General features: G+C 72.6%; 20 protein-coding genes and 2 pseudogenes. 13 read left to right on the forward strand and 9 right to left on the reverse strand.

Features of this window, described 5'->3' with window-relative positions:
- Positions 1-94: pseudogene (locus ACFOY6_RS24400) on the reverse strand (HisA/HisF-related TIM barrel protein); the annotation flags it as partial.
- Between the two features lie 131 nt (positions 95-225).
- Here ACFOY6_RS24400 and ACFOY6_RS19535 point away from each other — a divergent pair.
- The 5 genes from ACFOY6_RS19535 to ACFOY6_RS19555 are packed head-to-tail and all read left to right on the forward strand — an operon-like array spanning position 226 to position 5762.
- Positions 226-1737, forward strand: a complete 1512-nt coding sequence (locus ACFOY6_RS19535) for a chemotaxis protein CheA (protein ID WP_379651999.1) — start codon at positions 226-228, stop codon at positions 1735-1737.
- A complete protein-coding gene (locus ACFOY6_RS19540; RefSeq protein ID WP_379632265.1) occupies positions 1734-2033 on the forward strand; it encodes a hypothetical protein in 300 nt (99 codons plus the stop codon). Before ACFOY6_RS19535 ends, ACFOY6_RS19540 begins: the two co-directional genes overlap by 4 nt.
- A gap of 49 nt (positions 2034-2082) precedes the next feature.
- A complete protein-coding gene (locus ACFOY6_RS19545) occupies positions 2083-2466 on the forward strand; it encodes a response regulator transcription factor (protein WP_109515505.1) in 384 nt (127 codons plus the stop codon).
- Positions 2467-2479: 13 nt separating this feature from the next.
- On the forward strand, positions 2480-3130 hold the full coding sequence (locus ACFOY6_RS19550; RefSeq protein WP_456316309.1) for a hypothetical protein: 651 nt from the start codon (positions 2480-2482) through the stop codon (positions 3128-3130).
- A gap of 16 nt (positions 3131-3146) precedes the next feature.
- The gene (locus tag ACFOY6_RS19555) at positions 3147-5762 is read left to right on the forward strand and encodes a hybrid sensor histidine kinase/response regulator (protein ID WP_379652000.1); all 2616 of its coding nucleotides are present in this window, start codon (positions 3147-3149) and stop codon (positions 5760-5762) included.
- A 42-nt stretch (positions 5763-5804) separates the two neighbouring features.
- Here the strand turns inward: ACFOY6_RS19555 and htpG are convergent, their stop codons facing one another.
- Both htpG and ACFOY6_RS19565 read right to left on the reverse strand, forming a co-directional pair.
- Positions 5805-7637 (reverse strand): molecular chaperone HtpG, encoded by a 1833-nt coding sequence (gene htpG / locus ACFOY6_RS19560; RefSeq protein ID WP_379652001.1) that lies wholly within the window; start codon positions 7635-7637, stop codon positions 5805-5807.
- Between the two features lie 106 nt (positions 7638-7743).
- The gene (locus ACFOY6_RS19565) at positions 7744-8970 is read right to left on the reverse strand and encodes a metal-dependent hydrolase family protein (protein ID WP_379652002.1); all 1227 of its coding nucleotides are present in this window, start codon (positions 8968-8970) and stop codon (positions 7744-7746) included.
- A 361-nt stretch (positions 8971-9331) separates the two neighbouring features.
- Here ACFOY6_RS19565 and ACFOY6_RS19570 point away from each other — a divergent pair, with 361 nt between their 5' ends.
- Complete coding sequence (locus ACFOY6_RS19570; protein ID WP_109515501.1) at positions 9332-10477, forward strand: DUF808 domain-containing protein; 1146 nt, start codon at positions 9332-9334, stop codon at positions 10475-10477.
- 69 nt (positions 10478-10546) lie between these two features.
- Here the strand turns inward: ACFOY6_RS19570 and yghU are convergent, their stop codons facing one another.
- Together yghU and ACFOY6_RS19580 are read right to left on the reverse strand one after the other, a co-directional pair.
- The gene (gene yghU / locus ACFOY6_RS19575; protein ID WP_379652003.1) at positions 10547-11434 is read right to left on the reverse strand and encodes a glutathione-dependent disulfide-bond oxidoreductase; all 888 of its coding nucleotides are present in this window, start codon (positions 11432-11434) and stop codon (positions 10547-10549) included.
- Between the two features lie 160 nt (positions 11435-11594).
- Positions 11595-12473: an NAD(P)-dependent oxidoreductase gene (locus ACFOY6_RS19580; RefSeq protein ID WP_379652004.1), complete on the reverse strand. Its 879-nt coding sequence runs from the start codon at positions 12471-12473 to the stop codon at positions 11595-11597.
- 242 nt (positions 12474-12715) lie between these two features.
- Here ACFOY6_RS19580 and ACFOY6_RS19585 point away from each other — a divergent pair, with 242 nt between their 5' ends.
- Complete coding sequence (locus tag ACFOY6_RS19585; RefSeq protein ID WP_379652005.1) at positions 12716-13738, forward strand: LLM class flavin-dependent oxidoreductase; 1023 nt, start codon at positions 12716-12718, stop codon at positions 13736-13738.
- A 21-nt stretch (positions 13739-13759) separates the two neighbouring features.
- Here ACFOY6_RS19585 and ACFOY6_RS19590 read toward each other — a convergent pair whose 3' ends face one another.
- Genes ACFOY6_RS19590 through ACFOY6_RS19600 form a run of 3 tightly spaced genes read right to left on the reverse strand, consistent with a single transcriptional unit; the run spans position 13760 to position 17463 of the window.
- Positions 13760-14770, reverse strand: coding sequence for a Bug family tripartite tricarboxylate transporter substrate binding protein (locus ACFOY6_RS19590; RefSeq protein ID WP_379652006.1), 1011 nt, complete (start codon positions 14768-14770; stop codon positions 13760-13762).
- 54 nt (positions 14771-14824) lie between these two features.
- Positions 14825-15790, reverse strand: coding sequence for a D-2-hydroxyacid dehydrogenase family protein (locus ACFOY6_RS19595; protein ID WP_379632277.1), 966 nt, complete (start codon positions 15788-15790; stop codon positions 14825-14827).
- Positions 15791-15801: 11 nt separating this feature from the next.
- The gene (locus ACFOY6_RS19600; RefSeq protein WP_379652007.1) at positions 15802-17463 is read right to left on the reverse strand and encodes a thiamine pyrophosphate-binding protein; all 1662 of its coding nucleotides are present in this window, start codon (positions 17461-17463) and stop codon (positions 15802-15804) included.
- 61 nt (positions 17464-17524) lie between these two features.
- On the opposite strand from ACFOY6_RS19600, the gene ACFOY6_RS19605 reads away from it, so the two are divergent.
- From ACFOY6_RS19605 to ACFOY6_RS19615, 3 genes are all read left to right on the forward strand, one after another.
- Positions 17525-18463, forward strand: a complete 939-nt coding sequence (locus ACFOY6_RS19605; protein ID WP_109515495.1) for a LysR family transcriptional regulator — start codon at positions 17525-17527, stop codon at positions 18461-18463.
- Between the two features lie 89 nt (positions 18464-18552).
- A complete protein-coding gene (locus ACFOY6_RS19610) occupies positions 18553-18720 on the forward strand; it encodes a hypothetical protein (protein ID WP_379652008.1) in 168 nt (55 codons plus the stop codon).
- 33 nt (positions 18721-18753) lie between these two features.
- Positions 18754-19383: an NUDIX hydrolase gene (locus ACFOY6_RS19615; RefSeq protein WP_379632285.1), complete on the forward strand. Its 630-nt coding sequence runs from the start codon at positions 18754-18756 to the stop codon at positions 19381-19383.
- Between the two features lie 290 nt (positions 19384-19673).
- Here ACFOY6_RS19615 and ACFOY6_RS19620 read toward each other — a convergent pair whose 3' ends face one another.
- Positions 19674-21221, reverse strand: a complete 1548-nt coding sequence (locus ACFOY6_RS19620) for a flavin-containing monooxygenase (RefSeq protein ID WP_379652009.1) — start codon at positions 21219-21221, stop codon at positions 19674-19676.
- Positions 21222-21412: 191 nt separating this feature from the next.
- Between ACFOY6_RS19620 and ACFOY6_RS19625 the strand changes: the two genes are divergently transcribed.
- The 3 genes and pseudogenes from ACFOY6_RS19625 (at position 21413) to ACFOY6_RS19635 (ending at position 24671) form a co-directional block, all read left to right on the forward strand.
- Complete coding sequence (locus ACFOY6_RS19625) at positions 21413-21829, forward strand: hypothetical protein (RefSeq protein ID WP_456316948.1); 417 nt, start codon at positions 21413-21415, stop codon at positions 21827-21829.
- Positions 21830-21839: 10 nt separating this feature from the next.
- Positions 21840-23189, forward strand: a complete 1350-nt coding sequence (locus ACFOY6_RS19630; RefSeq protein ID WP_379652011.1) for a pyridoxamine 5'-phosphate oxidase family protein — start codon at positions 21840-21842, stop codon at positions 23187-23189.
- Between the two features lie 340 nt (positions 23190-23529).
- Positions 23530-24671, forward strand: a pseudogene (locus ACFOY6_RS19635) (IS3 family transposase).
- Positions 24672-24688 lie beyond the last annotated feature (17 nt).

Consider the following 24688-nt stretch of genomic DNA (forward strand, 5'->3'; position numbering starts at 1 on the left):
GCGGCAGCCGCACCCGCCCCCGCAGCGCCCGCAGCAGCTCGAGATCGAAGCCGGACTTGGTGCCGTCCCGGTCCATGGAGGTGACAAGCAGCTCGCGGCACCGGCGCGGCGCCCTCAGCGGGGCAGGCCCGGGCGGCCGGGGAAGCGGAGACCGCCTGGCTCGCCCCGCTGGCGGCACGCCACGCCGCCGCCCTCGCGGCGGCGCGGGCGGAGGGGCGGCGCGCGATGGCGCTGCGCTACCGCCCGGATGCCGGCTGCTTCTTCCTGGGCGAGGACCCGCTGGCGCTGCTGCGCCGGCTGCCTGGCCTGCTGGCGCTGGAGCTTTCGCCGCGCCTCCCCTGGCCGGAGCCGGCGCAGCTCGACCCCTATGCCTGCAACCTGGAGATCCTGGCGCTGACGCTGGAGGCGCCGGACGCGCTGCGCCAGCTCTTCCGCTTCGTGGCGGACCAGTGCGTGCTGGCCGAGGTGCCGGCCACGGCGCCCGGCAACGAGACAACCGGCGGCGAGACAACCGGCAACGAGACAACCGGCGGCGAGACGCCGGGCGGCAGGAGGCCTGATGCCAGGACGCCGGCCCGCCCGCTGCGGGTGGAGCCGGCGCGTATCGAGGCGCTGGCGGCGCGGCTGGGCGCGCTGGCAGTGACGGGCAACGCCCTGGCCCCGCTGGTGGCCCGTGCCGCCGCGCTGGACCCGGCGCTGGGCCGCGACCTGGCCGAGCGGCAGGCGGCCATCGGCCGGCTGGTGGCGGAGCTGGACGGCATGGTGGCCGGGCTGCGCCGCCTGCCGCTCTCGCGCAGCTTCCGCCGCCTGCCCGCCCTGGCGCGGGAGACCGCCGCGCGGCTGGGCAAGGAGGCCACGCTGGAGATGGCGGGCGAGGCGCTGGAGGCCGACCGCGCCATCGTCGAGGGGCTGTACGAGCCGCTGCTGCACCTGCTGCGCAACGCGCTGGACCATGGCATCGAGCCGCCGGCGGAGCGGCAGGCGCGCGGCAAGCCGCCCGCCGGCCGGCTGCGCCTGGCGGCACGCCGCGCGGGCGAGCGGCTGGAGATCTCGCTCAGCGACGATGGCGCCGGGCTGGACCCCGAGCGCCTGCGTGCGGCGGCGCGGGCGCGCGGCGTGGCGGGCGCCGCGGCCATGGACGAGGCCGCGCTGCACGCGCTGCTCTTCACGCCCGGCTTCTCCACCGCCGCCGGGGTCAGCGACATCTCCGGGCGCGGCGTCGGGATGGATGCGGTGCGCGCCGCCATCGCCGCGCTGGGCGGGCATGTGGCGCTGGAAAGCCGCAAGGGGGAGGGCACCACGGTGCGGCTTTCCCTGCCGCAGGCGGCGGCGCTGCGCGCGCTGCTGCTGCTGCGCGCCGGCGGCGAGGAACTGGCCGTGCCGGTGGAGGCGGTGGCGGAGACGCTGCGCCTGCCGGCCGCGCGCATCCTGCCCCTGGCGGGGCTGCCGGGGGAGGCGGCGGCCTTCGTGCTGCGCGGCCGCACCGTGCCGCTGCTCGACCTCGGGGCGCTGCTCGGCCTGCCGCGCCGGGCGGAGGGGGCTGCGGTGACGCGGGTTCTGGTCACCGCCGGGGCGCGGCCGGTGGGGCTGGCGGTGGAGGCGTTCGGCCGGCGGCTCGACGCGCCGCTGCGCCCGTTGGACGGGCTGATGGCCGGGATGCCCGGCCTGCTCGGCACCGCGCTGGATGACGAAGGCCGCGTGCGGATGGTGCTGGACCTGCCGGAGCTGACACGATGACCCTGCGCCTGGACGACGACACCCTGCACCTGGAGGGCGATTGCGGCAGCGAGGAGGCCGAGCCGCTGCTGTCCCTGCTGCTGGAGCGGCCATCCCGCGGCATCGCCCTGGGGCGGGCGCGCACGCTGCACACGGCGCTGGTGCAGGTGTTGCTGGCGCTGCGGCCCCGGCTCTTGGAAGCGCCGACCGATCCTTTCCTGCGGCAGTGGATTGCACCGGTTTTAGAGGATGGTTCTTCAAACGGTGCTCCGGAATTGATACAAAGCGCCCCTCCTGCTCGCCACGAGGGCCTGTAGGGGCTTGGCGGAGCCTGCTTTCTCGCCGATGGCAGAAGAGTCCGAAACCATGGCACCCACCCTCCTGATCGTCGACGACAGCAAGCTGGCGCGGATCGTCGCCGCCAAGGCGGTGGCCGCGCTGCAGCCGGAGTGGCGGCGCGTCGAGGCCGGCAGCGCCGCGGAGGCGCTGGCCCGCCTGGCCGAGGGGGGCGTGGATGTGGCGCTGGTGGACTACAACATGCCGGAGCGCAACGGCCTGGCGCTGGCCGCCGAGATGCGCGCCCTCTACCCCGACATGCCGGTCGCCCTGCTCACCGCCAACGTGCAGGACGAGATCATCGCCCAGGCGCGGGCCCTGAAGCTCGCCTTCGTGCCGAAGCCCGCCACCGAGGAAGGGCTGCGCGGCTTCCTCGCCGCCGCGGCGCTGCGGTGGCGGCAGGGTGCGGCGTGAAGAGCGCCCCGCTGTGATCATGCAGATCCTGCTCAGCGAGCTGGAGCGGGACGCGCTGACCGAGATCGTCAACATCGGCGTCAGCCGTGCCGCGGCCAGCCTGCGCCGCCTGATCGGCGCCGAGGTGCTGCTCTCCGTCCCCTCCGCCGAGGTGATCAGCCGGCAGGCGGCGGCGGCGATGATCGCCGACCGGGAGCAGGAGCCGCTGGTGGCGGTGCGGCAGGACTTCGCCGGTCCTTTCTCCGGCCGCGCCCTGCTGATCCTGCCGGCGGCGAACGGCGCCAGCCTGGTGCGCGCCGTGCTGGGCGATTCGGTGGACGATGCGGAAGCCCTGGCCCTGCAGGACGAGACGCTGACCGAGACCGGCAACCTCGTGCTCAACAACTGCCTCGGCACCATGGCCAACATGCTGCGCGAGAGCCTGACCCTGTCGCTGCCCGACCTGGACCATGGCGCCCCCGCCGCCCTCTTCGCCTCCGGCATGAGACCGGAGGAGGAGGTGGCCGGGGTGGTGCTGTTCCTCTATATCAACTTCAGCATCCGCAACCACGATATCCGCGGCTACATTGCCATGCTGATGGACATGCCCTCGCTGGCCATGCTGCAGCAGCTGATCGCCAGCTTCATCAGCAGCGTGATGGACGACACCGCCGGCAGCCCCTGAGGCCGCGGCGGCGCGCATGGAGAACACCGCCCTGCCCTTCACGACCGACCCTGCCACCGGACCCCTGGCCGCTTCCCTCGGGGACCGGATCGGGCCGTGGATGGCTGCCTTCGAGGCGGCAGGGGTGGCGCTGGCGGTGCTGGACGGCGCGAAGCCGGAGCTGCCGCTGCTCGGCTGCACCGCCGCCTTCACCGCCCGGGGCGGCCCCGGCGCGCTGGAGCGGCTGCGGCAGGCGGGGCCGGCGGCGGCGCGCGAGGCCCAGGGCCGCGCCTTCCGGGCCGCCGACACCCCGCCCCTGTTCCTGGCGCCGGGACCGTCGGAGGGGCTGCTGCTCTGCACCCTGCCGGAAGGCGAGGGGCAGGAGGACCGGCGCCTGCGGGCGCAGCTCGCCCTCTCCGGCAGCGCCGCCTGGGAGTGGGAGATCGCCACCGGGCGGATCGCCGGCGACACGCAGTTCGCCGCCTGGCACGGGCTGCCCCTCGCCGGCGCGGCGCTGGACCCGTCCGGCTTCTTCGCCTGCATCCACCCGCAGGACCGGATGCGCATCCGCCTGGGCGTCGGCGGGCTGCTGCGCGGCGCCGAGCTGTTCTCCAAGGAATACCGCCTGCTGGGGCCGGATGGCACGGTGCGCTGGGTGCAGGCCCGCACCCGCTGCTGGCCGGATGCGCAGGGGCAGCCCGCCCGCCTGATCGGCACGCTGACCGACATCACCGAGCAGAAGCGCACCGAGGAACGGCTGCGCATCGCCCAGAGCGCCGGCGGCATCGGCACCTTCGAGCATGTGCCGGGCTTCGGCACGGCGGCGGTCTCCGGCACCTTCTGCGCGCTGCTCGGCCTGCGGCCGGTGGCGAACCTGCCGGTGCCGCTGGTCAACAGCCTGGTCGCCGAGGGGGATCCCTCGCCCTTCGACCGCGCCCCGCCCGCCGCTCCGGGTCCGGCCGAGACCCGCGCCTTCCGCATCCGCCGCGCCGATGACGGCACGCCGCGCTGGCTGATGCGGCGCGGCGAATACCTGCGCGACGCGGACACCAGCGAGCTGCGCTTCAGCGGCGTGCTCTACGACGTCACCGCCACGCAGGAGGCCGAGGCCCGGCTGCGGACGCTGAACGAAGCGCTGGAAAGCCGGGTGGCGGAGCGCACGCGGGAGCTGGACCGGGTCTGGCGCGTCTCCCGCGACCTGTTCTTCGTGGGCGACGCCGAGGGGCGCTGTGTCAGCGCCAACCCGGCCTGGCAGGCCGCGCTGGGCCTGCCGGCCGCCGGCCTGCCCGGCACCCCGCTGGGGGCGCTGGTGCAGGATGAGGACCGCGACATGCTGGAGGCGGCTCTGGCCCAGCTGCGCCACGGCGGCGCGGATGTGGCGGTGGAGCTGCGCATGCGCCACGCCGATGGCACCAGCCGCGCCTTCAGCTGGGCCTGCATCCCGGACGAGGCGGGCTTCGTCGCCGCCGGGCGCGACGTGACGCGCCGCAACGAGCTGGAGGAGCGGCTGCGCCAGAGCCAGAAGATGGAGGCGGTGGGCCAGCTCACCGGCGGGCTGGCGCACGACTTCAACAACCTGCTGGCCGGCATCGGCGGCAGCCTGGAGCTGATGCAGCTGCGCCTCGCCGGAGGGCAGGTGGCGGCCCTTCCGCGGCATGTGGAGCTGGCGCAGGGCGCCGTGCAGCGCGCCGCTGCCCTGACGCACCGCCTGCTGGCCTTCGCCCGCCGGCAGACGCTGGATGCGCAGCCCACGGCGGTGAACGTGCTGGTCGAGGGCATGCTGGAGCTGGTCCAGCGCAGCATGGGGCCGCATATCCGCATCGAGACACGCTTCGAGCCCGCCCTGTGGCTGACCCTGTGCGACCAGAACCAGCTCGAGAACGCGCTGCTCAACCTCTGCCTCAATGCGCGCGACGCCATGGCGGGGGGCGGGCTGCTGCGCATCACCACGGCCAACACCGCCCTCGGCGTGGCGGCGGCGCAGGCGCTGGATCTGCCGCCGGCCGACTATGTGCGGCTGACCGTCGCCGACACCGGCAGCGGCATGGATGCCGCCACCCTCGCCAAGGTGTTCGAGCCCTTCTTCACCACCAAGCCGCTGGGAGGGGGGACAGGGCTCGGTCTCTCCATGGTGTACGGCTTCGCCCGGCAATCGGGCGGGCAGGTGCGGATCGACTCCGTGCCGGGGGAGGGCACCGCCGTCCACCTCTACCTGCCGCGCCACGGGGAGGCGGCGCCGCAGGCGCCGCCGGCTGCGGCGGCCGGCCTGCCGCCCGCCCGGCCCGGCCGGCGGGGCACCCTGCTGCTGGTGGACGACGAGCCGAGCCTGCGCGCCGTGCTGCGCGAGGCGCTGGACTATGCCGGCTACACCGTGCTGGAGGCGGAGGATGGCGCCGGCGGCCTCGCCCTGCTGCGCTCGGCCGGGCCTGTCGACCTGCTGCTGGCCGATGTCGGCCTGCCGGGCGGGATGAACGGGCGGCAACTGGCCGATGCCGCGCGGCAGGAGCAGCCCGGCCTCAAGGTGCTGCTGATCACCGGCTATGCCGATGCGGCGACGCTGGGCGCCGACCGTGCCGAGGCGCAGATGGAAATCCTCGCCAAGCCCTTCCGGCTGGCCGAGTTCCTGCGGCGCGTGGAGCGGCTGCTGCCCTGAGGGCGCGGGCAGGGAAACCCCGGCCCGCGCTTCTCCTTCCCCTCAGCCCTCCGCGGCCAGCGCCCCGGCCACGCGGCGGGCGAAGGCCGCCGGATCGCGCGGCGCATCGCCATCCTGCACCCGGGCGAGGTCCAGCAGCAGGCCGGCGGCCTCGGCCAGGTCCTCGCCGGCGGCGGCGCGGGCGGCCAGCCGGTGGATCAGCCGGTGGCGCGGGTTGATCTGCAGCACGGCGCGGTCCGGCCCCAGGGCGCGGCCGGCGCGGCGCAGCAGGCGCTGCATCTGCAGGTCCGGCCCGTCCGCCCCGGCGGAGAGCACCACGGCGCTGTCCACCAGCCGGTCGGTGGCCTGCACCTCGGTGACGTCGTCCTTCAGCGCTTCCTGCAGCTTCGGCAGCAGGGCGGAGAGATCGGCTGCCGCCTCCTGCGCCGCATCCAGCGGCAGTTTCGAGAGATCGACCGTCCCCTGGGTGATGCTGCGGATCGGCTTGCCCTCGAAGCTGTCCAGCCGCTCGGGCCAGAAGGCGTCGAGCTGGTCGGCCAGCAGCAGCACCTCCACGCCGCGGGCGCGGAAGCCCTCCAGCTGCGGCGATTTCGCCAGCGCCGCCGCGTCGTCGCCGGCCAGGATGTAGATGGCCTCCTGCTCCGGCTTCATGCGCGCCACGTAGTCGGCCAGCGAGGTCCAGCCCTCCACGGCCGAGGAGCGGAAGCGCAGCAGCGCCGCCACCTCCTGCCGGTGCTCGGCATCCTCCCAGATGCCCTCCTTCAGGATGGGGCCGAAATTCTCCCAGAAGCCCTGGTAGGCCTCGGCATCCTTCGCGCGGGTCTTCAGCTCGGAGAGCACGCGGTTGGTCACCGCCTTGCGGATGCGGGCCAGCGCCGGCGTCGCCTGCAGCATCTCGCGGCTGACGTTGAGCGGCAGGTCCTCGGTGTCCACCACGCCGTGCACGAAGCGCAGCCAGGGCGGCAGCAGCGCCGCCTCGTCGGTGATGAACATGCGCCGCACATGCAGCCGCACGCGGCTCTCCCGCTCGCCCTCCACCGCCTGGAACGGCTTCATGCCGGGGATGAAGAGCAGGGCGGTGAACTCCACCGTGCCCTCGGCGCGCCAGTGCAGCGTGGCCCAGGGCTTGTCGAAGCTGTGCGCCACGTGCCGGTAGAACTCGGTGTAGCTCTCCTCCGAGATCTCCGATTTCGGCTTGCGCCACAGCGCCGTGCCCTCGTTGGCCGGCTCGTCCTTGCCGTCCCGCGCCACGGTGATGGGGATGGTGATGTGGTCGGCCCATTTGCGGATGATCGACTGCAGCCGCCAGGGGTCGAGGAACTCCTCGGCATCGGCCTTCATGTGCAGCACGATGTCGGTGCCCGCCGCGTCGCGGCTGGCCGGCGCCAGGGTGTAGTCGCCGCGGCCCTCGGAGGCCCAGACCCAGGCCTCCGCCTCGCCGGCGCGGCGGGAGGTGACCTCCACCCGCTCGGCCACCATGAAGGCGGAATAGAAGCCGACGCCGAACTGGCCGATCAGGCTCGGCTTCTCCGCCGCCGGCGCCTCGGCCAGCGACTTCGCGAAGGCCAGCGTGCCGGAGCGGGCGATGGTGCCGAGATGCTGCACCAGCTCGGCCTTGCTCATGCCGATACCGGGGTCGGAGAGGGTCAGGGTGCGCGCCGCCTTGTCCGGCACGATGCGCAGCCTGGCCTCGCCCTCCAGCATCAGCGCGGGCGTGGTCAGCGCCTCGAAGCGGCGGCGGTCCACCGCGTCGGCGGCGTTGGCGACCAGCTCGCGCAGGAAGATCTCGCGCTCCGAGTAGAGCGCGTGCACGACGAGATCGAGCAGGCGGCCGACCTCGGCGCCGAATTCATGCCGCTCCAGGGCCTCGCTCACGATATTGCTCCTGCAATGGTTGTGTCTCAGGCGGGGCGCGATATGTGCGGCCCGGCCTGATCTTTCAAGCCGGGCCGTGCAGGCCGTGGTGTCGGGCGGGCCGCCGTCAGGCCCGCTTCATCACCCGGCCGCCCTTCATGATCAGCGACAGGTGGCGGCCCTGCCCGGTCAGCAGCGAGAGGTCGCGCAGCGGGTCGCCATCGACCACGATGAGGTCGGCCAGGGCGCCCGGCGCCACCACGCCGATCCGGCCCTCCATCCGGCACAGCCGCGCGGCGACGGCGGTGGCGGAGGCGATCACCGCCTGCGCCGGCAGCACCCGGCCGCGGATGACGAACTCCTCCGACTGGTGCCGGTGCATCGGGCCGAGCAGGTCGGAGCCATAGGCCATGGGCAGCCCGGCCTCCTGCATGATGCGCAGCGAATCCATGCCGGCCAGCCGCACATGGTCCACCTTGCCCACCGCCTCGGCGCCGATGCCGAGCGCCTCGCCCTCCTCCGCCAGCTTGTCGTAGGTGACCAGCGTCGGGACGGCGATGGCGCCCTGTTCGGCGGCGAGGCGCGCCGTCTCCGGGCGGATCAGGTTGCAGTGCTCGAGCGAATGGACGCCGCATTCCACGGCGCGGCGGATCGCCTCGTCGGTGTAGAGATGCGCGGAGACATAGGTGCCGGCGTTGCGCGCCTCCTCCACCGCCGCCCCGATCTCCTCGCGCGAGAAGCCGAGGAAGTGGATCGGGTCGGTGGGCGAGGCGACGCCGCCATTCGCCATGATCTTGATGAAGCGCGCGCCCCCCTTGATCTCCTGCCGGGCGGCGCGGCGCAGCTCCGGCACGCCGTCGCACAGCCGGCCCAGCGCGCCGAGGCGCCCCTCGAAGGGGCTCGGCGCGTTGTCGAAGGGGCCGCGGAAGTCGCAATGCCCGCCGCTCTGGCTCAGCGCCTTGCCGGAGATGACGAGGCGCGGGGCGGGGAACAGCCCCTCCTGCTCCGCCACCACCTGGCCGTGGTCGGCGCCGCCCACGTCGCGCACCGTGGTGAAGCCGCGCATCAGCATCTCGCCCATCAGCCGGATGGAGCGCGCCATGACCAGGGAATCCGGCAGCGTGGCGTTGCGCGCCAGGCTCGCCTCGACCGCGACGACATGCACATGCGCGTCGATCAGCCCCGGCATCAGGACCTTGCCGGCGAGGTCGATGACGGCGGCGCCCTCCGGCGCGCGGGCGGTGGCGGAGACCTCGCGGATGCTGTCCCCCTCGATCACCACGCCCTGCGGCGCGGTGGGCTCGGGCGCGGTGCCATCGACGATGCGGGCGTTCTTCAGGAAGATGGTGCTCATGGCGTCTTTCACGGATGTCCCTCGGTCAGGCGCGGCGGTGCGGGAGGGGGGAGCCGGCCCCGTGCCCGCCTTCCGGCGCGCGGCAGGCCGCCGGCGCCGATGGCGTGGCGAGTGTAGCGCACCCGCCCCCGGAGGAAAGTTGGGGCGCGCTGCCCGGTGCGGCCCCATGCGGGCCCGGCCGGCAGGGCTTGCGGGCCGGGCTTGCGGGCCGGGCGCGGCGCAGCGGCCGGGGCGGCCATCCGCCCGGGGAAAGCGGCAGGCCGGGCGGATTCCGCCTCCCTGCCTGCAACCCTTGCCGCTCCTGCCGGCTTGGGCAGGGTGCAACGCGCCTGCCATCCGCGGCGAATCGAGGAGTGCTCCCGTGAGTGTTGGCCTGATCGCATTGCTGGACGACGTGTCGGCGCTGGCCAAGGTGGCGGCGGCATCGCTGGACGATGTCGCGGCCCAGTCCGCCAAGGCCGGCACCAAGGCGCTCGGCGTCGTCATCGATGACGCGGCGGTGACGCCGCGCTACGTGGTGGGCTTCGCCGCCAGGCGGGAACTGCCGATCGTCGGGCAGATCGCGCTCGGCTCGCTGAAGAACAAGCTGCTCTACCTGCTGCCCGGATCGCTGGCGCTCAGCTGGCTGGCACCCTGGAGCATCACGCCGCTGCTGATGCTGGGCGGCGCCTATCTCTGCTATGAGGGGGCCGAGAAGGTGCTGCACGCCCTGCGCCCCCATGCCGCCGTGCACCACGAGGAGAAGACCGGCGCCACGCCACGGGACCCGCAGGCGCTGGAGCGGCAGCGCGTGCGCAGCGCCATCCAGACCGACTTCATCCTGTCGGCCGAGATCATGGCGCTGACGCTGGCCGGGCTGACGGGGCAATCCACTTTCGCGCAGGCGGTGATCCTGGCGGTGGTCGGCATCGGCGTGACGCTGCTGGTCTATGGCTCCGTGGCGCTGATCGTGAAGGCCGACGATGCCGGCGTCTCGCTGGCGGTGAACGAGCGGCCGGCCTCCACCCTGCTGGGCCTGCGCGGCGGTGGCGGCGTGGTGCCGCGGGCCGCCGCCCCGGCACCCGCCGCGGTCAGCCGCCGCGCCGTCCTGCCCAGTGCGATCCCGGTGATCGACGCCCCGCCCGAGCCGCCGAGCGGCGCCGACCGGGCGCTGCGGCCGCTGACCCGGGCGCTTGGCCGCGGGCTGGTGGTGGGCATGCCGCATTTCCTGCGCGTCCTGGCGATCGTCGGCACCGCCGCCATGCTCTGGGTTGGCGGCGGCATCGTGCTGCACGGGCTGGAGGAGTTCGGCGTCACCGCGCCCGGCCATGTCGTGCACGACATCGCGCACCGGGCGGGCGAGTTGTCGGGGGGGCTGGGCGGCGCGGTGTCCTGGCTGGTGACGGCCACGCTGTCCGGCCTGCTGGGGCTGGCCCTGGGCGCGCTCATCATCCCGCTGGCGGAGTATGTGCTGGCGCCGCTGGCCGGCGCCGTGGCGCGGATGGTGCGGCCACGGAAGGCCGCCTGAGGCCAGGCCCCGGCGCGCGCCGCGCCAGGGCCAATCAGGCCAGGGCCGATCAGGTCAGGGCCGGCCGGGTCAGGTGCCGGCCGGGTCCTTGCCGCCCAGCTTGTCCTGCGTCCGGGTCTCGAAGTCGCTGGCGTCGTGCCGCTCGTGCAGCTGGCTGGCCGGGTCGCCGGAGACGCGGTTGACCATGCGCCCGCGCCGGACGGCCGGCCGCTCGCCGATCATGTCCGCCCAGCGCTGCAGGTTCTTGTAGCTGCCGACCTGCAGGAACTCGGCGGCGTCGTAGAGCCAGCCCTTCGCCAGCCCGCCATACCAGGGCCAGATGGCGATGTCGGCGATGGTGTAGGTGCTGCCGGCGATGTACTCGCTCTCCGCCAGGCGGCGGTCCAGCACGTCTAGCTGGCGCTTCGTCTCCATGGCGAAGCGGTTGATGGGGTATTCCATCTTGGTGGGCGCATAGGCGTAGAAGTGGCCGAAGCCGCCGCCCAGATAGGGCGCGCTGCCCATCTGCCAGAACAGCCAGGAGAGGGTCTCGGCCCGCGCCGCCGGCTCGGTCGGCAGGAAGGCGCCGAACTTCTCGGCGAGGTAGGTGAGGATCGCACCCGATTCGAAGACGCGGATGGGTGCCGGGCCGCTGCAATCCAGCAGGGCGGGGATCTTGGAGTTCGGGTTGACCGAGACGAAGCCGCTGCCGAACTGGTCGCCCTCGCCGATGCGGATCAGCCAGGCATCGTATTCCGCGCCGCTGTGGCCGAGGGCCAGCAGCTCCTCCAGCATCACCGTGACCTTCACGCCGTTGGGCGTCGCCAGGGAATAGAGCTGGAGGGGGTGGCGCCCGACCGGCAGCTCCTTCTCGTGCGTGGGGCCGGAAATGGGGCGGTTGATGTTGGCGAAGCGGCCGCCGCTGGCCTGGTCCCAGGTCCAGATTTTCGGCGGGCTGTAATCGGCCGGGTTGCTCATTCCAGAATCCTCCGGATCGGTGTCGATCATGGCGGGAGCGGATGGTGCCGCCGTGCCCGGCCCCACGAGAGGCCCGGCGCGATGTCTTGGCAAGAGCCTTGGCGCGGGGGGGGGAGGCAGGGCGCCGCACCGGCTCTGCGCCGGCGCGGCCCGGAGCCCCTCAGGCTTTCAGCAGCGCCGCGAGCTGCGGCACGTAATCCTGCCCGTGCCCCTGGGCGACCACCGAATCCAGCGTGGTCCCGACCGCGTCGGCGATGGCGCGGTGCACGCCGGCCGCTTCCGCCGCCTGGCGGTAATAGCCCAGATCCTTGGCGGCGTTGCTGATGAAGAACGGCACGGAGGAGGGGTCGCCCTCGAGCAGGAAGGGCGAGATGCGCTGCAGCGCCGTGCCGCCGCCGCCGCCCTGCGCCAGCACGTCGACCAGCGTGGCCATCTCCACCCCGGCCTTCTGCCCGTGCGCCGCCACCTCGGCCAGCAGCGCCAGGAAGCCGAGCGAGACGTAGTTGTGCAGCAGCTTCATCAGGTGGCCGGAGCCGACGCCGCCGATATGGGTGATGTTCTCGCTGAAGGTCTCGAGCAGCGGGCGGAGCCGCTCCAGCAGCGCCGTGTCGCCGCCGACGAGGAGGTTCAGCGTGCCGGCGCGGGCATGCTGCGGCAGCCGGGTCATGGCCGCGTCCAGGAACTGCCCGCCTGCGGCGGCGACGGCGGCGGCCATGCGCGCACTGGATTCCGGCAGCGCGGTGGAGCAGTCCACCACCACCGTGCCCGGCCGCAGATGCGCGACCACGCCGTCCGCCCCGGTCAGGATCGCCTCCACCTGCGGCGAGCCGGTCACGCAGAGCACGATGACATCGGCCGCCTGCGCGACATCGGCGATCCGCGGCGCCACCTGCACGCCCATGCCCTGCAGGTCGTCCACCGGCTGGTTGCCGGGATGGTCCAGGATGGTCAGCCCGTAACCCGCTTTCGCGATGTTCCAGGCGATGCCATGCCCCATGAGGCCGATGCCGATCATGCCGATCGCGGGTTGCTCGCTCATATTCCCTCCTGGTCCAAGGCTTGCCGCCGGACCGTGCGGCATGGCCGTTTCGCGGCAGCATAACGCAACCGGGCGGGGCGGAGTAGCCGCCCCCCCTGCCCGCGGGGCAGGCGGCCCTGGCGCATGAGCATCATTGGCGCCGGTGATTTGGGGCCTGCGCGGCCTGGGCCCATATCCCTGCATGACACCGGCCCCCTCGGTCAGCACCCGCCCCGGGGCCGCCCATCTGGATCACGCCCACCATGAAGAAGATCGGCTTCCTGTCCTTCGGCCACTGGACGCCCGCCCCCGGTTCCGGCACCCGCTCCGCCGCCGACGCCCTGCTGCAATCCATCGACCTCGCCATGGCGGCGGAGGAACTGGGCGCGGATGGCGCCTATGTCCGCGTCCACCACTTCGCCCGGCAACTCGCCTCGCCCTTCCCCCTGCTCGCCGCGATGGCGGCGAAGACCCGCCGCATCGAGCTCGGCACCGCCGTCATCGACATGCGCTACGAGAACCCGCTCTCCATGGCCGAGGATGCCGGGGCCGCCGACCTCATCAGCGGCGGCCGCCTCCAGCTCGGCCTCAGCCGTGGCTCGCCCGAGCAGGTGATCGATGGCTGGCGCCATTTCGGCCATGCCCCGGCCGAGGGCGAGACCGACGCCGATATGGGCCGCCGCCACGCCCTGGCCTTCCTGGAGGTGCTGGGCGGCCAGGGGATCGCCCGGCCGAACCCGCGCCCGATGTTCCCCAACCCGCCGGGCCTGCTGCGCCTCGAGCCGCATTCGGAAGGGCTGCGCGAGCGCATCTGGTGGGGCTCCGGCTCCAACGCCACGGCGGCCTGGGCGGCGCGGCAGGGCATGAACCTGCAAAGCTCCACGCTGAAGGACGACGAGAGCGGCGAGCCCTTCCACATCCAGCAGGCCGCCCAGATCCGCGCCTACCGCGCCGCCTGGCAGGAGGCCGGCCATGCCCGGGCGCCCCGCGTCTCGGTCAGCCGCAGCATCTTCCCGCTGCTCGACGACCGCGACCGCGCCTATTTCGGCAGCGGCGGCAAGGAGCGGGACCAGGTCGGCTTCCTCGACGAGAAGACCCGCGCCATCTTCGGCCGCGGCTATGCCGCCGAGCCGGAAGCCCTGGCCGCGCAGCTCCGCGCCGACGAGGCCATCGCCGAGGCGGACACCCTGCTGCTGACCATCCCCAACCAGCTCGGCGTCGCGTACTGCGCCCATGTCATCGAGGGCGTGCTGAAGCACGTCGCCCCGGCGCTGGGCTGGCGCTGAGACCCGCGCGCCCGGCGGATGCTACTCCAGCCGCAGCCCCGCCTCGCGCACGACGCGCGCCAGCGTCTCCACATCCTGCCGCGCCAGGGTCTCCATCTCGGCCACGGTCAGCGGCTTGAGCACCACGCCGGAGGCGGCGGCCACCTCCCGCACCTTCGGGTCCCGCGTCGCCGCGCGCAGGGCGGCGTTGACCTTCTCGATCACCGCCGACGGCGTGCCGGCGGGCGCGAAGACCGCGAACCAGGCATCCACCGTATAGCCCGGCAGCCCGGCCTCCGCCGTCGTCGGCACATCGGGCAGGGCCGGCAGGCGGGCCTCGCTGGCCACGGCCAGGGCCTTGAGCTGCCCGCCCTGGAGCAGCGACATGGCCGAGGAGGGCGTGGTGATGAAGATGTCCACGCGCCCGCCCACCACATCCTGCAAGGCCGGCGCCGCGCCGCGATAGGGCACGTGAAGCATCGGCGCGCCCACCCGCTGCGCCAGTTGCAGCCCGGCGATGTTCTGGATCGAGCCGGTGCCGGCGGAGGCGTAGGTGACGCGGCCGGGATTCTCCCGGATGTGCCCCACCAGCTCGGCCAGGCTGCGGACCGGGATGCCCGGCCCGGCGAAGATGACGTGCGGCGCGAGGGTGGCCATGCCCACGGCGGCGAGGTCGCGGTTCGGCTCCCAGCCGATATCCGGCATCAGCGCCGTGTTGGCGCCGTGGTAGCCGGAATATTGCAGCAGCAGCGTGTAGCCGTCCGGCCTGGCGCGGGCGGCGGCCAGGATGCCGACATTGCCGTTGCCGCCCGAGCGGTTCTCGATCACCACCGGCTGCCCGAGCGTCTGGCCCAGCGCCTCCTGGAACAGCCGCGCGGCGAAGTCGGTGCCCCCGCCGGGCGGGTTGGGCACGATCAGCGTGATCGGCCGGTCCGGCCAGCCGGCCCCGGCCTTCTGGGTTCCAGTGGGCTGGGTTCCAGTCTGTTGTGCCTGGGCCCCGCTGGCGGCGAGGCCGGCCGTGGCCAGCAGGAACAGGCGGCGTGTGGTGCCCATGATGCGTCTCCCCGTTTTTCTTGGTTGGGCCTGCTGATGGTGGCGCGGTGCCGTTCAGCCCGGCGCCGGCTCCAGCAGGTTGATCGGCCGGCCGGCGGCGAAGGCGAGGATCTGCTCCACCGCCGTGTCGTAGAGCGCCTCGTAGGTGGCTTCCTCGACATAGCCGAGATGCGGCGTGCAGAGCGCGTTGGGCAGGGCGAGCAGCGGGTGCCGCCCGCCCAGCACCGGCTCCTCCTCATAGACATCGACCGCGGCGCGGCCGGGCCTGCCCTGGCGCAGCGCCGCCTCCAGCGCGCCGGCCGCGATGATCTGCGCCCGGCTGGTGTTCACCAGCAGCGCACGGGGCTTCATCCGCGCCAGGTCGGCCGCCGTCACCACGCCCTGCGTCTCCGGCGTCAGGCGGATGTGCAGCGAGAGCACGTCGCTCTCCGCGAAGAAGGCCTCGCGGCTTTCCGCGAAGGCATGGCCGGCGGCGCGGGCGCGCTCCCGCGTGCCCTCCCGGCCCCAGCACAGGATGCGCATGCCGAAGGCCTCGCCGACCCGCGCCACGCGGCCGCCGATCCGCCCCAGCCCGTAGAGGCCCAGCACCCGCCCCGAGAGGCCGGTGCCGAGGCTGCCCTGCCACTGCCCGTCGCGCAGGCGCTGCGCCTCCTCCGGGATGTGCCGCAGCGCCGCCAGGATCAGCGCCCAGGTCAGTTCCGCCGTCGCCTCCACCCCGCCGCCGCCGCCGGCGCAGACCGTGATGCTGAGCGCCCGGCAGGCGGCGAGGTCGATATGGTCGACATTGCGCCCCGTCTGGCTGATCAGCCGCAGCGCCGGCAGGCGTTCGAGGAGGGCGCGGGGCAGGGCGGTGCGCTGCTGGGTGAGCAGCACCGCCTCGGCCCCCGCGAGGCGCGCGGCCAGCGCCGCCGCGTCGCGCGGCGCGTCGTGGAAGACGGCCAGCTCATGGCCGCGCAGCTTCGCCGCGCAGCGCAGCCCGGCGAAGGCGCGCGGATAGTCGTCGAGGATGGCGATGCGCATGGCCCGCCGCCTCAGCCCGCTGCCGCCGGCGCGGGCACCGGCCGCGCCGCGCCGCCCGGCAGCACCGCCCGCAGCGAGGTGCGCACCACCGCGGCCAGCGGCCCCGGCGCGCGCAAGGCCTGCGCGAGCGCCGGCAGGTCCGCCTCCGTCTCCACCCGCAGCAGCGGCGCGCCGAAGGCGGCGCACCAGGCGCCGAGATCGGGGTTGGCGAGGTCGGTGCCCGAGACGCGGCCCGGATGCTGCCGCTCCTGGTGGATGCGGATGGAGGCGTAGCTGCCATTGTCGGAGAGCAGCAGCTTGATCGGCAGGCGGCGCGCCATGCCGACGGCCAGCTCGCCGCCGGTCATCAGCGCCCCGCCATCGCCCACCGCGCAGATCACCGTGCGCTCCGGGTGGCGCAGCGCCGCGGCCACTGCCGCCGGCACGCCGAAGCCCATGGCGCCCGAGATCGGCGCCAGCAGGCGCTGCGGCGGCCGCCAGGCGAGCTTGCGGTAGAAGGGCGCGGCGAAGGTGCCGGCATCGAGGGTGACGATGGCATCCGCCGGCGCGCATTCGCCCACCAGCTGCGCCACGCGCAGGAAGGGCAGGCCATCCGGGAAGTCCCCGGCGGTGGCGCGGCTGTCCGCCTCCTGGAGCTGCCGCAGGCGGCGGTTCCAGCCGTCACGGCCGGGCGGGGCGGCGGCGGGCTCGGCGGACAGCGCCGCCAGCACCGCACACGCCTCGGCGGCGATGGCCAGCTCGGCCGGGAACAGCCAGCCCAGGAAGCGCGGATCGGCACAGACATGCACGAGGCGCTGCCCGGGCGCCGGCCAGCTGTAGCCCTGGGTGGTGATGTCGGTCAGCCGCGTGCCGAGGGCGAGCACCAGGTCCGCCTCGGCGAAGGCCTGCCGCTGCGCGTCCGGGTTGCGCAGCCCGAGATCGCCGGCATAGAGCGGATGGTCGTTGGGGAAGAGGTCCTGGCGGCGGAAGGAGACCGCCACCGGCAGTTGCCAGGCCTCGGCGAAGGCCCGCAGCGCCGCCCGCCCGCCCGGCCCGTCCAGCCCGTGCCCGGCCAGCAGGATGGGCCGCTCGGCGCGGCGCAGCAGGCCGGCCAGCTCGGCGGCGGTGTCCGCCGGCACGCCGGCGGCGGCGAGGCGGGCGGGCGGCAGGCCGGCGGCGGCGCAGGGCGCGGCCAGCACATCCTCCGGCAGGGAGAGCACCACCGGCCCCGGCACGCCCTGCGTGGCCATGCTCCAGGCGCGGGCGATCAGCTCCGGCACCTCGTCCGGGTGCGTGGCCTCGCCGACCCATTTGGCGATGCCGCCGAACATCGCCCCGTAGTCGATCTCCTGGAAGGCGCGGCGGCGCAGGTCGCGCTTCTCCACCTGGCCGATCAGCAGGATCAGCGGCACCGCGTCCTGCTCGGCGGTGTGCAGCGCGATGGCGGCGTTGCAGGCGCCGGGGCCGCGCGAGACCAGCACGATGCCGGGCCGGCCGGTGAGCCTGGCATCGGCCACCGCCATGAAGCCCGCCCCGCCCTCGTGGCGGCAGGTCACGAGGTCGATGGAGGGGTGCGCGTGCAGCGCATCGAGCAGCGCGATGTAGGATTCCCCCGGCACGCAGAAGGCGCGGTCGGCCCCGCGCGCGGCCAGGGTGTCGAGGAGGATCTCGGCGGCGGTCTTGGCGTTTCCCATGCCGGATGGATAGCGCGCCAGCACATGCGCCGGCTTGCAGTAGCAGCTATGGTCCCAGGCTATGGACCAGACGCGGCTCCGCTCCCTGCTGGCGATCGCCGAGCATGGCGGCTTCGGCCGGGCGGCGGCGGCGCTCGGCCTGGCGCAGCCCAGCCTGTCGCGGCAGATCGCGCTGCTGGAGCAGGAGGTCGGCCGGCCGCTGCTCTACCGCCACGGCCGCGGCGCCCGGCTGACCGAGGACGGGCAGCGCCTGGCCGATGCCGCCCGGCCGCTGCTCACGGCGCTGGCGAACCTGCCCTCGGCGCTGGACGACCCGGTGCCGCGCGGCCAGGTGGTGCTCGGCGTGCCCACCTTCATGTCCGTGCATCTGGCGGAGTCGATCTTCGGCGAGCTGCGGCGGCGCTACCCCCAGCTGAACATCCGCCTCGTCGACGGCTTCAGCGGCTTCATCAACCAGTGGCTGACGGAGGGGAGGCTCGACATCGCCATCCTCTATGACAGCCAGCGCAGCCGGGCCATCACGGCGGAGGTGCTGGCGGAGGAGGATTTGCTGCTCTTCGCCCGCCGGCGCCGGGCCGCCGACCTGCCGGGCCAGGAGGCGGTGCCGCTCTCCGCCCTGTCGCGGCTCGACCTGATCCTGCCGGACCGGCAGCACGGGCTGCGGCGCGCGCTGCAACGGGCCGGCGCGCACCCCGACCCGCGGCTGCTGCTGGAGGTGGACAGCCTGACGGCCATCCGCACGCTGGTCGAGCGCGGCATCGGCTGGAGCGTGCTGCCGCGCGCCGCGCTGACGCGGGAGGCGGCGGACCGGCGCTACGTGCTGCGGGGCATCGGCACGCCGCCCCTGCGCGCGCGGCTGATGGTGGCGCTCAGCCCCACCCGCGCGGTGACGCCGGCCCTGCGTGCCGTTCTCGCCCACCTGCATGCCATGGTCGTCCGGCTGCAGGCGGGCGGCGTCATGACGCCGCCCTCGCCGGCCTCCCTTCGTCCCGGAGGCTGAGCGGAGCGGCCGCATTCCGCGCCGGCGAACCGGAAGGCCCCGGCCGTGTTGATGTGCTGTGTGCCCTCCAGCCAGAGAGAAACCGAAGCATGGCCGATCCATCCAGCCCCAAGGAGCTTCCTGGCAATCACGGGCAGTTCGGCAGGAACATCGCGACGGAGGAGTACAAGCCCCTGGACAACCATGAGGGTGAAGGCCGCGCCTCTCCTCCCCCCTCCGCCCCGGCCGGGACGGATGGCTGCAAGGCGGGCAGCTGATGCCGTTGCCGGTGCGCGAAAGGAGCCATGGGGATGCAGGCCGGTGAACAGGAACTTTCGGACGAGGAGCTGCGGACGCTCGAGAGCCTGCTGGCCCGGCTGAGCGGGCGCGGCGCGAGCCTGCCCAAACCGCTGTTCCGCTTCATCACCGAGGTCTCGGCCACCGCCAATGTGGATCTGCTGGTGCGCGACGGGGAGGGACGCGTGCTGCTCGCCTGGCGCGACGATGCCTTCGGCACCGGCTGGCACGTTCCCGGCAGCATCATCCGCCACCGGGAGGACATGGCCCACCGCATCGAGGCCTGTGCCCAGGATGAGTTCGGCTGCGCGGTGGAGGCCGCCGAGCGGCCGGTCGCGCTGCTGCAGATCTTCGACGATCGCGGCCATTCCATCTCGCTCTGCTATCCCGCGATGCTGCGCGGCAGCCCCGGAAAGCGCGTCGTGGAGCCGGGCGGCACACCCGAGGCGGGCGACCTGTGCTGGTTCACGAAGCTGCCCGCCGCACTCTATCCCAGCCACTTTGTGTACCGCGAGGTGCTGGAGGCGCTGGAGCACGGGCAACTGGGCGAGGGCGCCCGGCTGTTCACCCAGCGCGCCGGCCGCCGCGGCACCAGCCAGGCGATGCCGGAGGGCGTGATCCGCGATGACGCGCCCCTCGCCTGATGAGGGAGAGGCAGACCGCATCGCCGCTTCCCGGCCTGTCCCATGGCTGGACCACGGTGGGGCGTCGCCCGCTTACACTGCGCCGGACGCAGAAAAGGCCCGCCGAAGCGGGCCCTTGCTGAACGCCTGTATTCTCCAAGAGGATTTGGAGCAGCGGTGGAAACCCGAGCCCAACCTTCGCTGGGTGCCGTGAGACGCGTCTCTCCGGCTGCGTCATCTCCCGCCAAGGGCGAGCCCCTCTCGGCCATGGCGAACGAGGTCGGCTCGCCATGGCTTGGGCCCCTGGTACCTCAAGCCGCCACGGTACGCGTCGCGCATTGGATAGCGTCCCACTGGCCCGCTTCCTCGGCGGTCATCTCCGCTGAAGTCAGCCGGCCAAAGGCCGCGGCCGCGTCGAGCGTCCGGGATGCCGCATCGGCGCGAAGGTCTGGCCCCTGCAGACGGAAGGAGGCCGGCGAGAGCGGCCCGAACAGTAGCGCACGCCGAAGCAGGGGGTGCTTGTCCGGTTCGGGCTCCACGCCGGCACGCCGCGCAAACAGGGTCGCCAGGACATGCATGGGGATGGATTGCGGGCCGCCGCGCCCGGCACGGCACTGCGCCAAGCCTCCACGCAGGGCACCCTCCGTGGGCGCCGGCACCAGCCCCGCCCAGGCATAAGCCAGCCACCGCGCCTGCAGTTCCAGTACGGGGAAGTACGGCCCCACCTGGTCGAACATGCCGATGAAGGCGAGCCCCGGCAGATCCGGATGAAAGGTATGGTCGTGCAGGTCTATGTGCTGGTCGTCCACATCCAGGGCCGCGGCGATCGCCTCGCTCAGGAAGGGCAGTGACAGCCGGTAGCCGGTCGCGCACAGGATGGCGTCCACCGTCTCGGTCGTGCCGTCGGTGAAGCTGACGTCGGTGCCGCTGATGCGGCCGATCCAGGGGCGCGTATGGATGCGCCCTTCGGCGACGAGAGGTAGGAAATGCTGCGACTGGGTGAGGCCGGCAGCAAAGATGTTCGGATCCGGCTTCGGCGCGCCGAACTGCTCCGGGCTGCCTGAACTGGACACCACCAGCTGCCGCAACCCGGCGGCCAGCGCCTCGGCCGGCAAGGCGCTACCGGCGAGGGCGGCGAAGCGCGTGAACGCCACGTGGTCTGCCGGCACCCCCGCCAGAAGCTTCTGCAGGACGTAGCGCTGCCGGCGGCTGGCCACCACCACCCGCCGCGCACCGCCGAGCGCGAGCTCCGAGGCGATCTCCAGGGCGCTGATGGAGCACCCGGCGACGAGCACGGCCTTGTCCCGATAGGCGGCCGGTCCGCCATAGGCCTGGCTGTGCACGGCGCCGCCCGATCCGGCAAACCCGCCGAGGCCGTCCACCGCCGGCAGGAAGGGCGCCGTGAAGCGCCCGCTGGCGACGACGACACGGGCGAACTTCTCCGCCCGCGGCGTCCCGGCATGCCGCGACCGGACAACCCAGCCGCGGCCCCCCGGCGCGTGTTCGAGACGTTCAACGGCCGTCGAGACCCGGATCTGCCCGGCGATCCCGGCCTGGTCGGCATAGCGACGCAGGTAGTCCAGAATCTCTGCCTGGCTCGGGTAGACCGCGGTTCCCGGCGCGTGGTCGAGGTCGCTGAAAGCGGTGAGGATGCGGCTGGTATTGGTCCGCATGCCTGGCCAGACGCCGCTCAGCGGCGAGGCCGCGTTCCATTGCCCGCCGAGCTGGTCCGCCGCCTCGAACAGCACCGGCGTGAAGCCGTGCCGCCGCAGCCAGGCCGCGGTGGCGAGGCCGGCGGGGCCGGCTCCGATGATGGCCACCTGTTGCGGCGGCATCTGAAGAGGATCTTCGGTGGTCATGGCGGCGCTCCCCTGTGGTCCTGGTGCGCCGCATTGGTAGGGCTGCCGATAAGGGCCGGCTTCCTAAGACCTTCCTAAGCGCCAGACCTGTTTCCTAAAACTTTCCTACGCGGCTATTCTCCCTCGCCATGGCATCCGGCTTGGGCATGGTCTTGGACGAGGGTTTGGCCAGCTTCCTGGAGGAGCCTGTCATGATCATCGTCGGCACCCAGGCCGACGGATACCTGCCGGAGATCGCCCGGGCGGCCGGCGCGGTGCTGGAAGCGGATCGCGCGGCGCTCCACCTCATGGTCTCGGCCTGGCAGTGGCCGGAGACCATCGCCAACCTTCGCGCGAACCGCCGCATCACCGTGACCTTCAGCCGCCCGGCGGATTACGAGACCTATCAGTTGAAGGGCACGGTGACCGCCATCGCTCCCCCGACGCTGGAGCAGCAGGCGCGGGCAACCCGCTATCTGGCCGAGATCGGCGAGGTGCTCGCGGGCTTCGGTCTGGCGCCGGAAATCTCGGCGCCGTGGCGCGTGGCGCGCGACCTCCTCGCGCTGCGCTTCGTGCCCGAGGCGGTGTTCGTCCAGACGCCGGGTGCCACGGCCGGCCAGAAGCGATGACGGCGGATCCATGACCCTGTCGCTGACCGAGCTCGCCGCATGTTTCGAGGGCGTGATCCCCTCCATCCTCTGCACGGTCGGCGCCGACGGCACCCCCAACATCAGCTATCTCTCGCATGTCACCCGGCTGGATGACGAACATGTCGGGCTATCGGACCAGTTCTTCTCCAAGACGGCTCGCAATATCCGTGAGAATCCACGCGCGGCGCTGCTGGTTGTGAACCCGCATGACGGCGCGCAGTACCGGCTGGACCTGCAGTATTGCGAGACGGTCGGCAGCGGCCCGGTGTTTGAGCGGATGGCAGCCGACCTCCGGGCGACAAGCGCGCAGGTCGGAATGACCGATGTGATGCGGTTGCGGGGCGTTGCGATCCATCGGGTGCTCGGGCTGCGGGCGGTACGCTCGCCCCTGGCGGCCGCTCCGCCGGAGGCATGGCGCGGCAGTGCATTGCCGCGGATGGCAGCAGTCGTGGATGCGTTCGCAGACAGGACGGAACTCGGCGAGATTGTCGACGCCGCGCTCGATGCCCTGGAAGCCGCGTTCCGGCATGGCGCCACGATGATCCTGCTGCATGACCCGGCCCGCGACTGCTTCGTCACGCTCGGCAGCCGTGGCTACGGCCGCACCGGCATTGGCGCCGACGTGTTGCCCGGCGAGGGTCTGATCGGCCTTTCAGGGAAGGAAGGCCGCGCCATCCGGGTCAGCGACGCAAGCCGCCTCCGGCGCTTCGGCGCCGCGGTGGAGGCCTCGTCGGAGCAGGAGAACCGCACGCGGTCCGTCGCCCTCCCGAGCTTGCCTGGCGCAATGAGCCAGATCGCGCTGCCCATGGCCACGCAAGGGCGCATCCGTGGCGTTCTTTTCCTTGAAAGCCCGAAGCGGCTGGCCTTCTCGGCAGAGGATGAGGCCGCCCTGGCCCTCATCGCGCGCCAGCTTGCCGCGGCCATTGCGCTCAGCGAGGCGGATGCGGCCGAAGCTGCGCCGGATGCACCCATACCGCGACGGCCATCGGAGGTCGCCAGCCCACATATCAGGGTGGTCCACCACGCCCATGACGACAGCGTCTTCATCGAGCACGACTACCTGATCAAGGGCGTGCCTGGCCGGATCCTCATTCACATGCTGGAGGCATTCCTCAGCGCCGGACAGGTCGATTTCTCGAACCGCGAGATCCGCACCGACAGAGCGCTACGCCTGCCGGGGCTCAAGGACAACCTCGAGACAAGGCTCCTGCTGTTGCGCCGCCGTCTGGAGGAAAAGAACGCTCCGATTCGCCTGCTGCGCCTGTCGCGTGGACGCATCCGGTTGCATGTCGCCGGCCACCCGATTGTCATGTCGGACAGGAAATCGGGCGCTCAGTGAACGGCCGGCTCGGGGCCGCCGCGCCAGACGCCCTCCGTGCCGGTGCCATCCAGCCGGGTCCGATAACGGTGGAGGAGGTGCGACCGGATGCGCATGGTCTCTGGGCTGGAGCCTTGGAGACTCGGCATGAGATTAACCAGTGATCGCCGCCTTCGCAGCGACCACGCCGGGCAACTCAAGCAGGACGTTCACGACCCAGCGCATTCATTGTAGCCTCGTATGCCTTGAAGTGGTCCCCATCCGCCGGACAGTTTGACGGCCTGGATAAGCTCGGTCCTGGTTCTTGTCAGGCCGCCAATCTCGTCATCTCATCTACGCCATGTGAGAAGGACGGACCCGTATGACGGGCAAGCGGACGCGATATTCGGCGGATTTCAAGGCGAAGGTGGCGCTGGAGGCGCTGCGGGGTGAGCTGACGACGGCGCAGCTGGCGGCCAAGCACGGCATTCACCAGACGATGGTGGGCGACTGGAAGCGGCAGGCCATGGAGGGGCTAACGGCGGTGTTCTCCGGCAAGGCAGCGGCGCAGGAGAGCGCGAAGGCGGCTGAGGCGGATATCGAGAAGCTGCACGCGAAGATCGGGCAGCTGCTGGTGGAACGGGATTTTTTGGCCAAAGCGTCCGGTCGATGAGCCTGGAGCGGCGGCGCCAGATGATCGAGCCGGAGCACCCAAAGCTGTCGGTGGTGCGGTAATGCGAACTGGTCTCGATCAGCCGGTCTGGGTTCTACCACCGGCCCACGGGCGAGACGGCACTGAACCTGGAACTGATGCGGCTGATCGACGCGCAGTTCCTGGAGACGCCCTGCTATGGCTCGCGGCAGATGGCACGGCACCTGCGGCGTGAGGGTTATGCGGTCGGCCGCAAGCGCATCCGGCGTCTGATGGCGAAGATCGGCCTGGCGCCGATCTACCAGCGGCCGCAGACGACGGTGCCGAACCCCGAGCACCGGATTTTCCCCTCCCTGCTGCGGGATCTAATCATCGAGAGGCCCAATCAGGTCTGGTGCGCCGACATCACCTACCTGCCGATGCGGCGCGGCTTTCTCTACCTGGTCGTAGTGATGGACTGGGCGACGCGCAAGGTACTGGCCAGGCGGGTGTCGAACACCATGGAAGTGGAGTTCTGCCTCGAGGTGTTGGAGGAGGCCATGGCGCGGTTCGGGCGGCCGGAGATCTTCAAGACCGACCAGGGCAGCCAGTTCACCTCGCCGCGCTTCGCCGGCCTGCTGCAGCAGGCCGGGGTGCGCATCTCGATGGACGGCCGCGGCCGCTGGATGGACAATATCTTCACCGAACGGCTGTGGCGCAGCCTGAAGTACGAGTGCGTCTACCTGCATGCCTTCGAGACCGGCTCGGAACTGCGGGCCGGGCTGTCGAAGTGGATCGGCTACTACAACGCCGGACGCCCACACAGCACCCTGGCAGGGCAAACCCCCGATGAGGTGTATGGCGTAGATGAGATGACGAGATTGGCGGCCTGACAAGAACCAGTAAGCTG

Source organism: Teichococcus aestuarii (assembly GCF_042651065.1).
GTDB classification, from domain to species: domain Bacteria; phylum Pseudomonadota; class Alphaproteobacteria; order Acetobacterales; family Acetobacteraceae; genus Pseudoroseomonas; species Pseudoroseomonas aestuarii.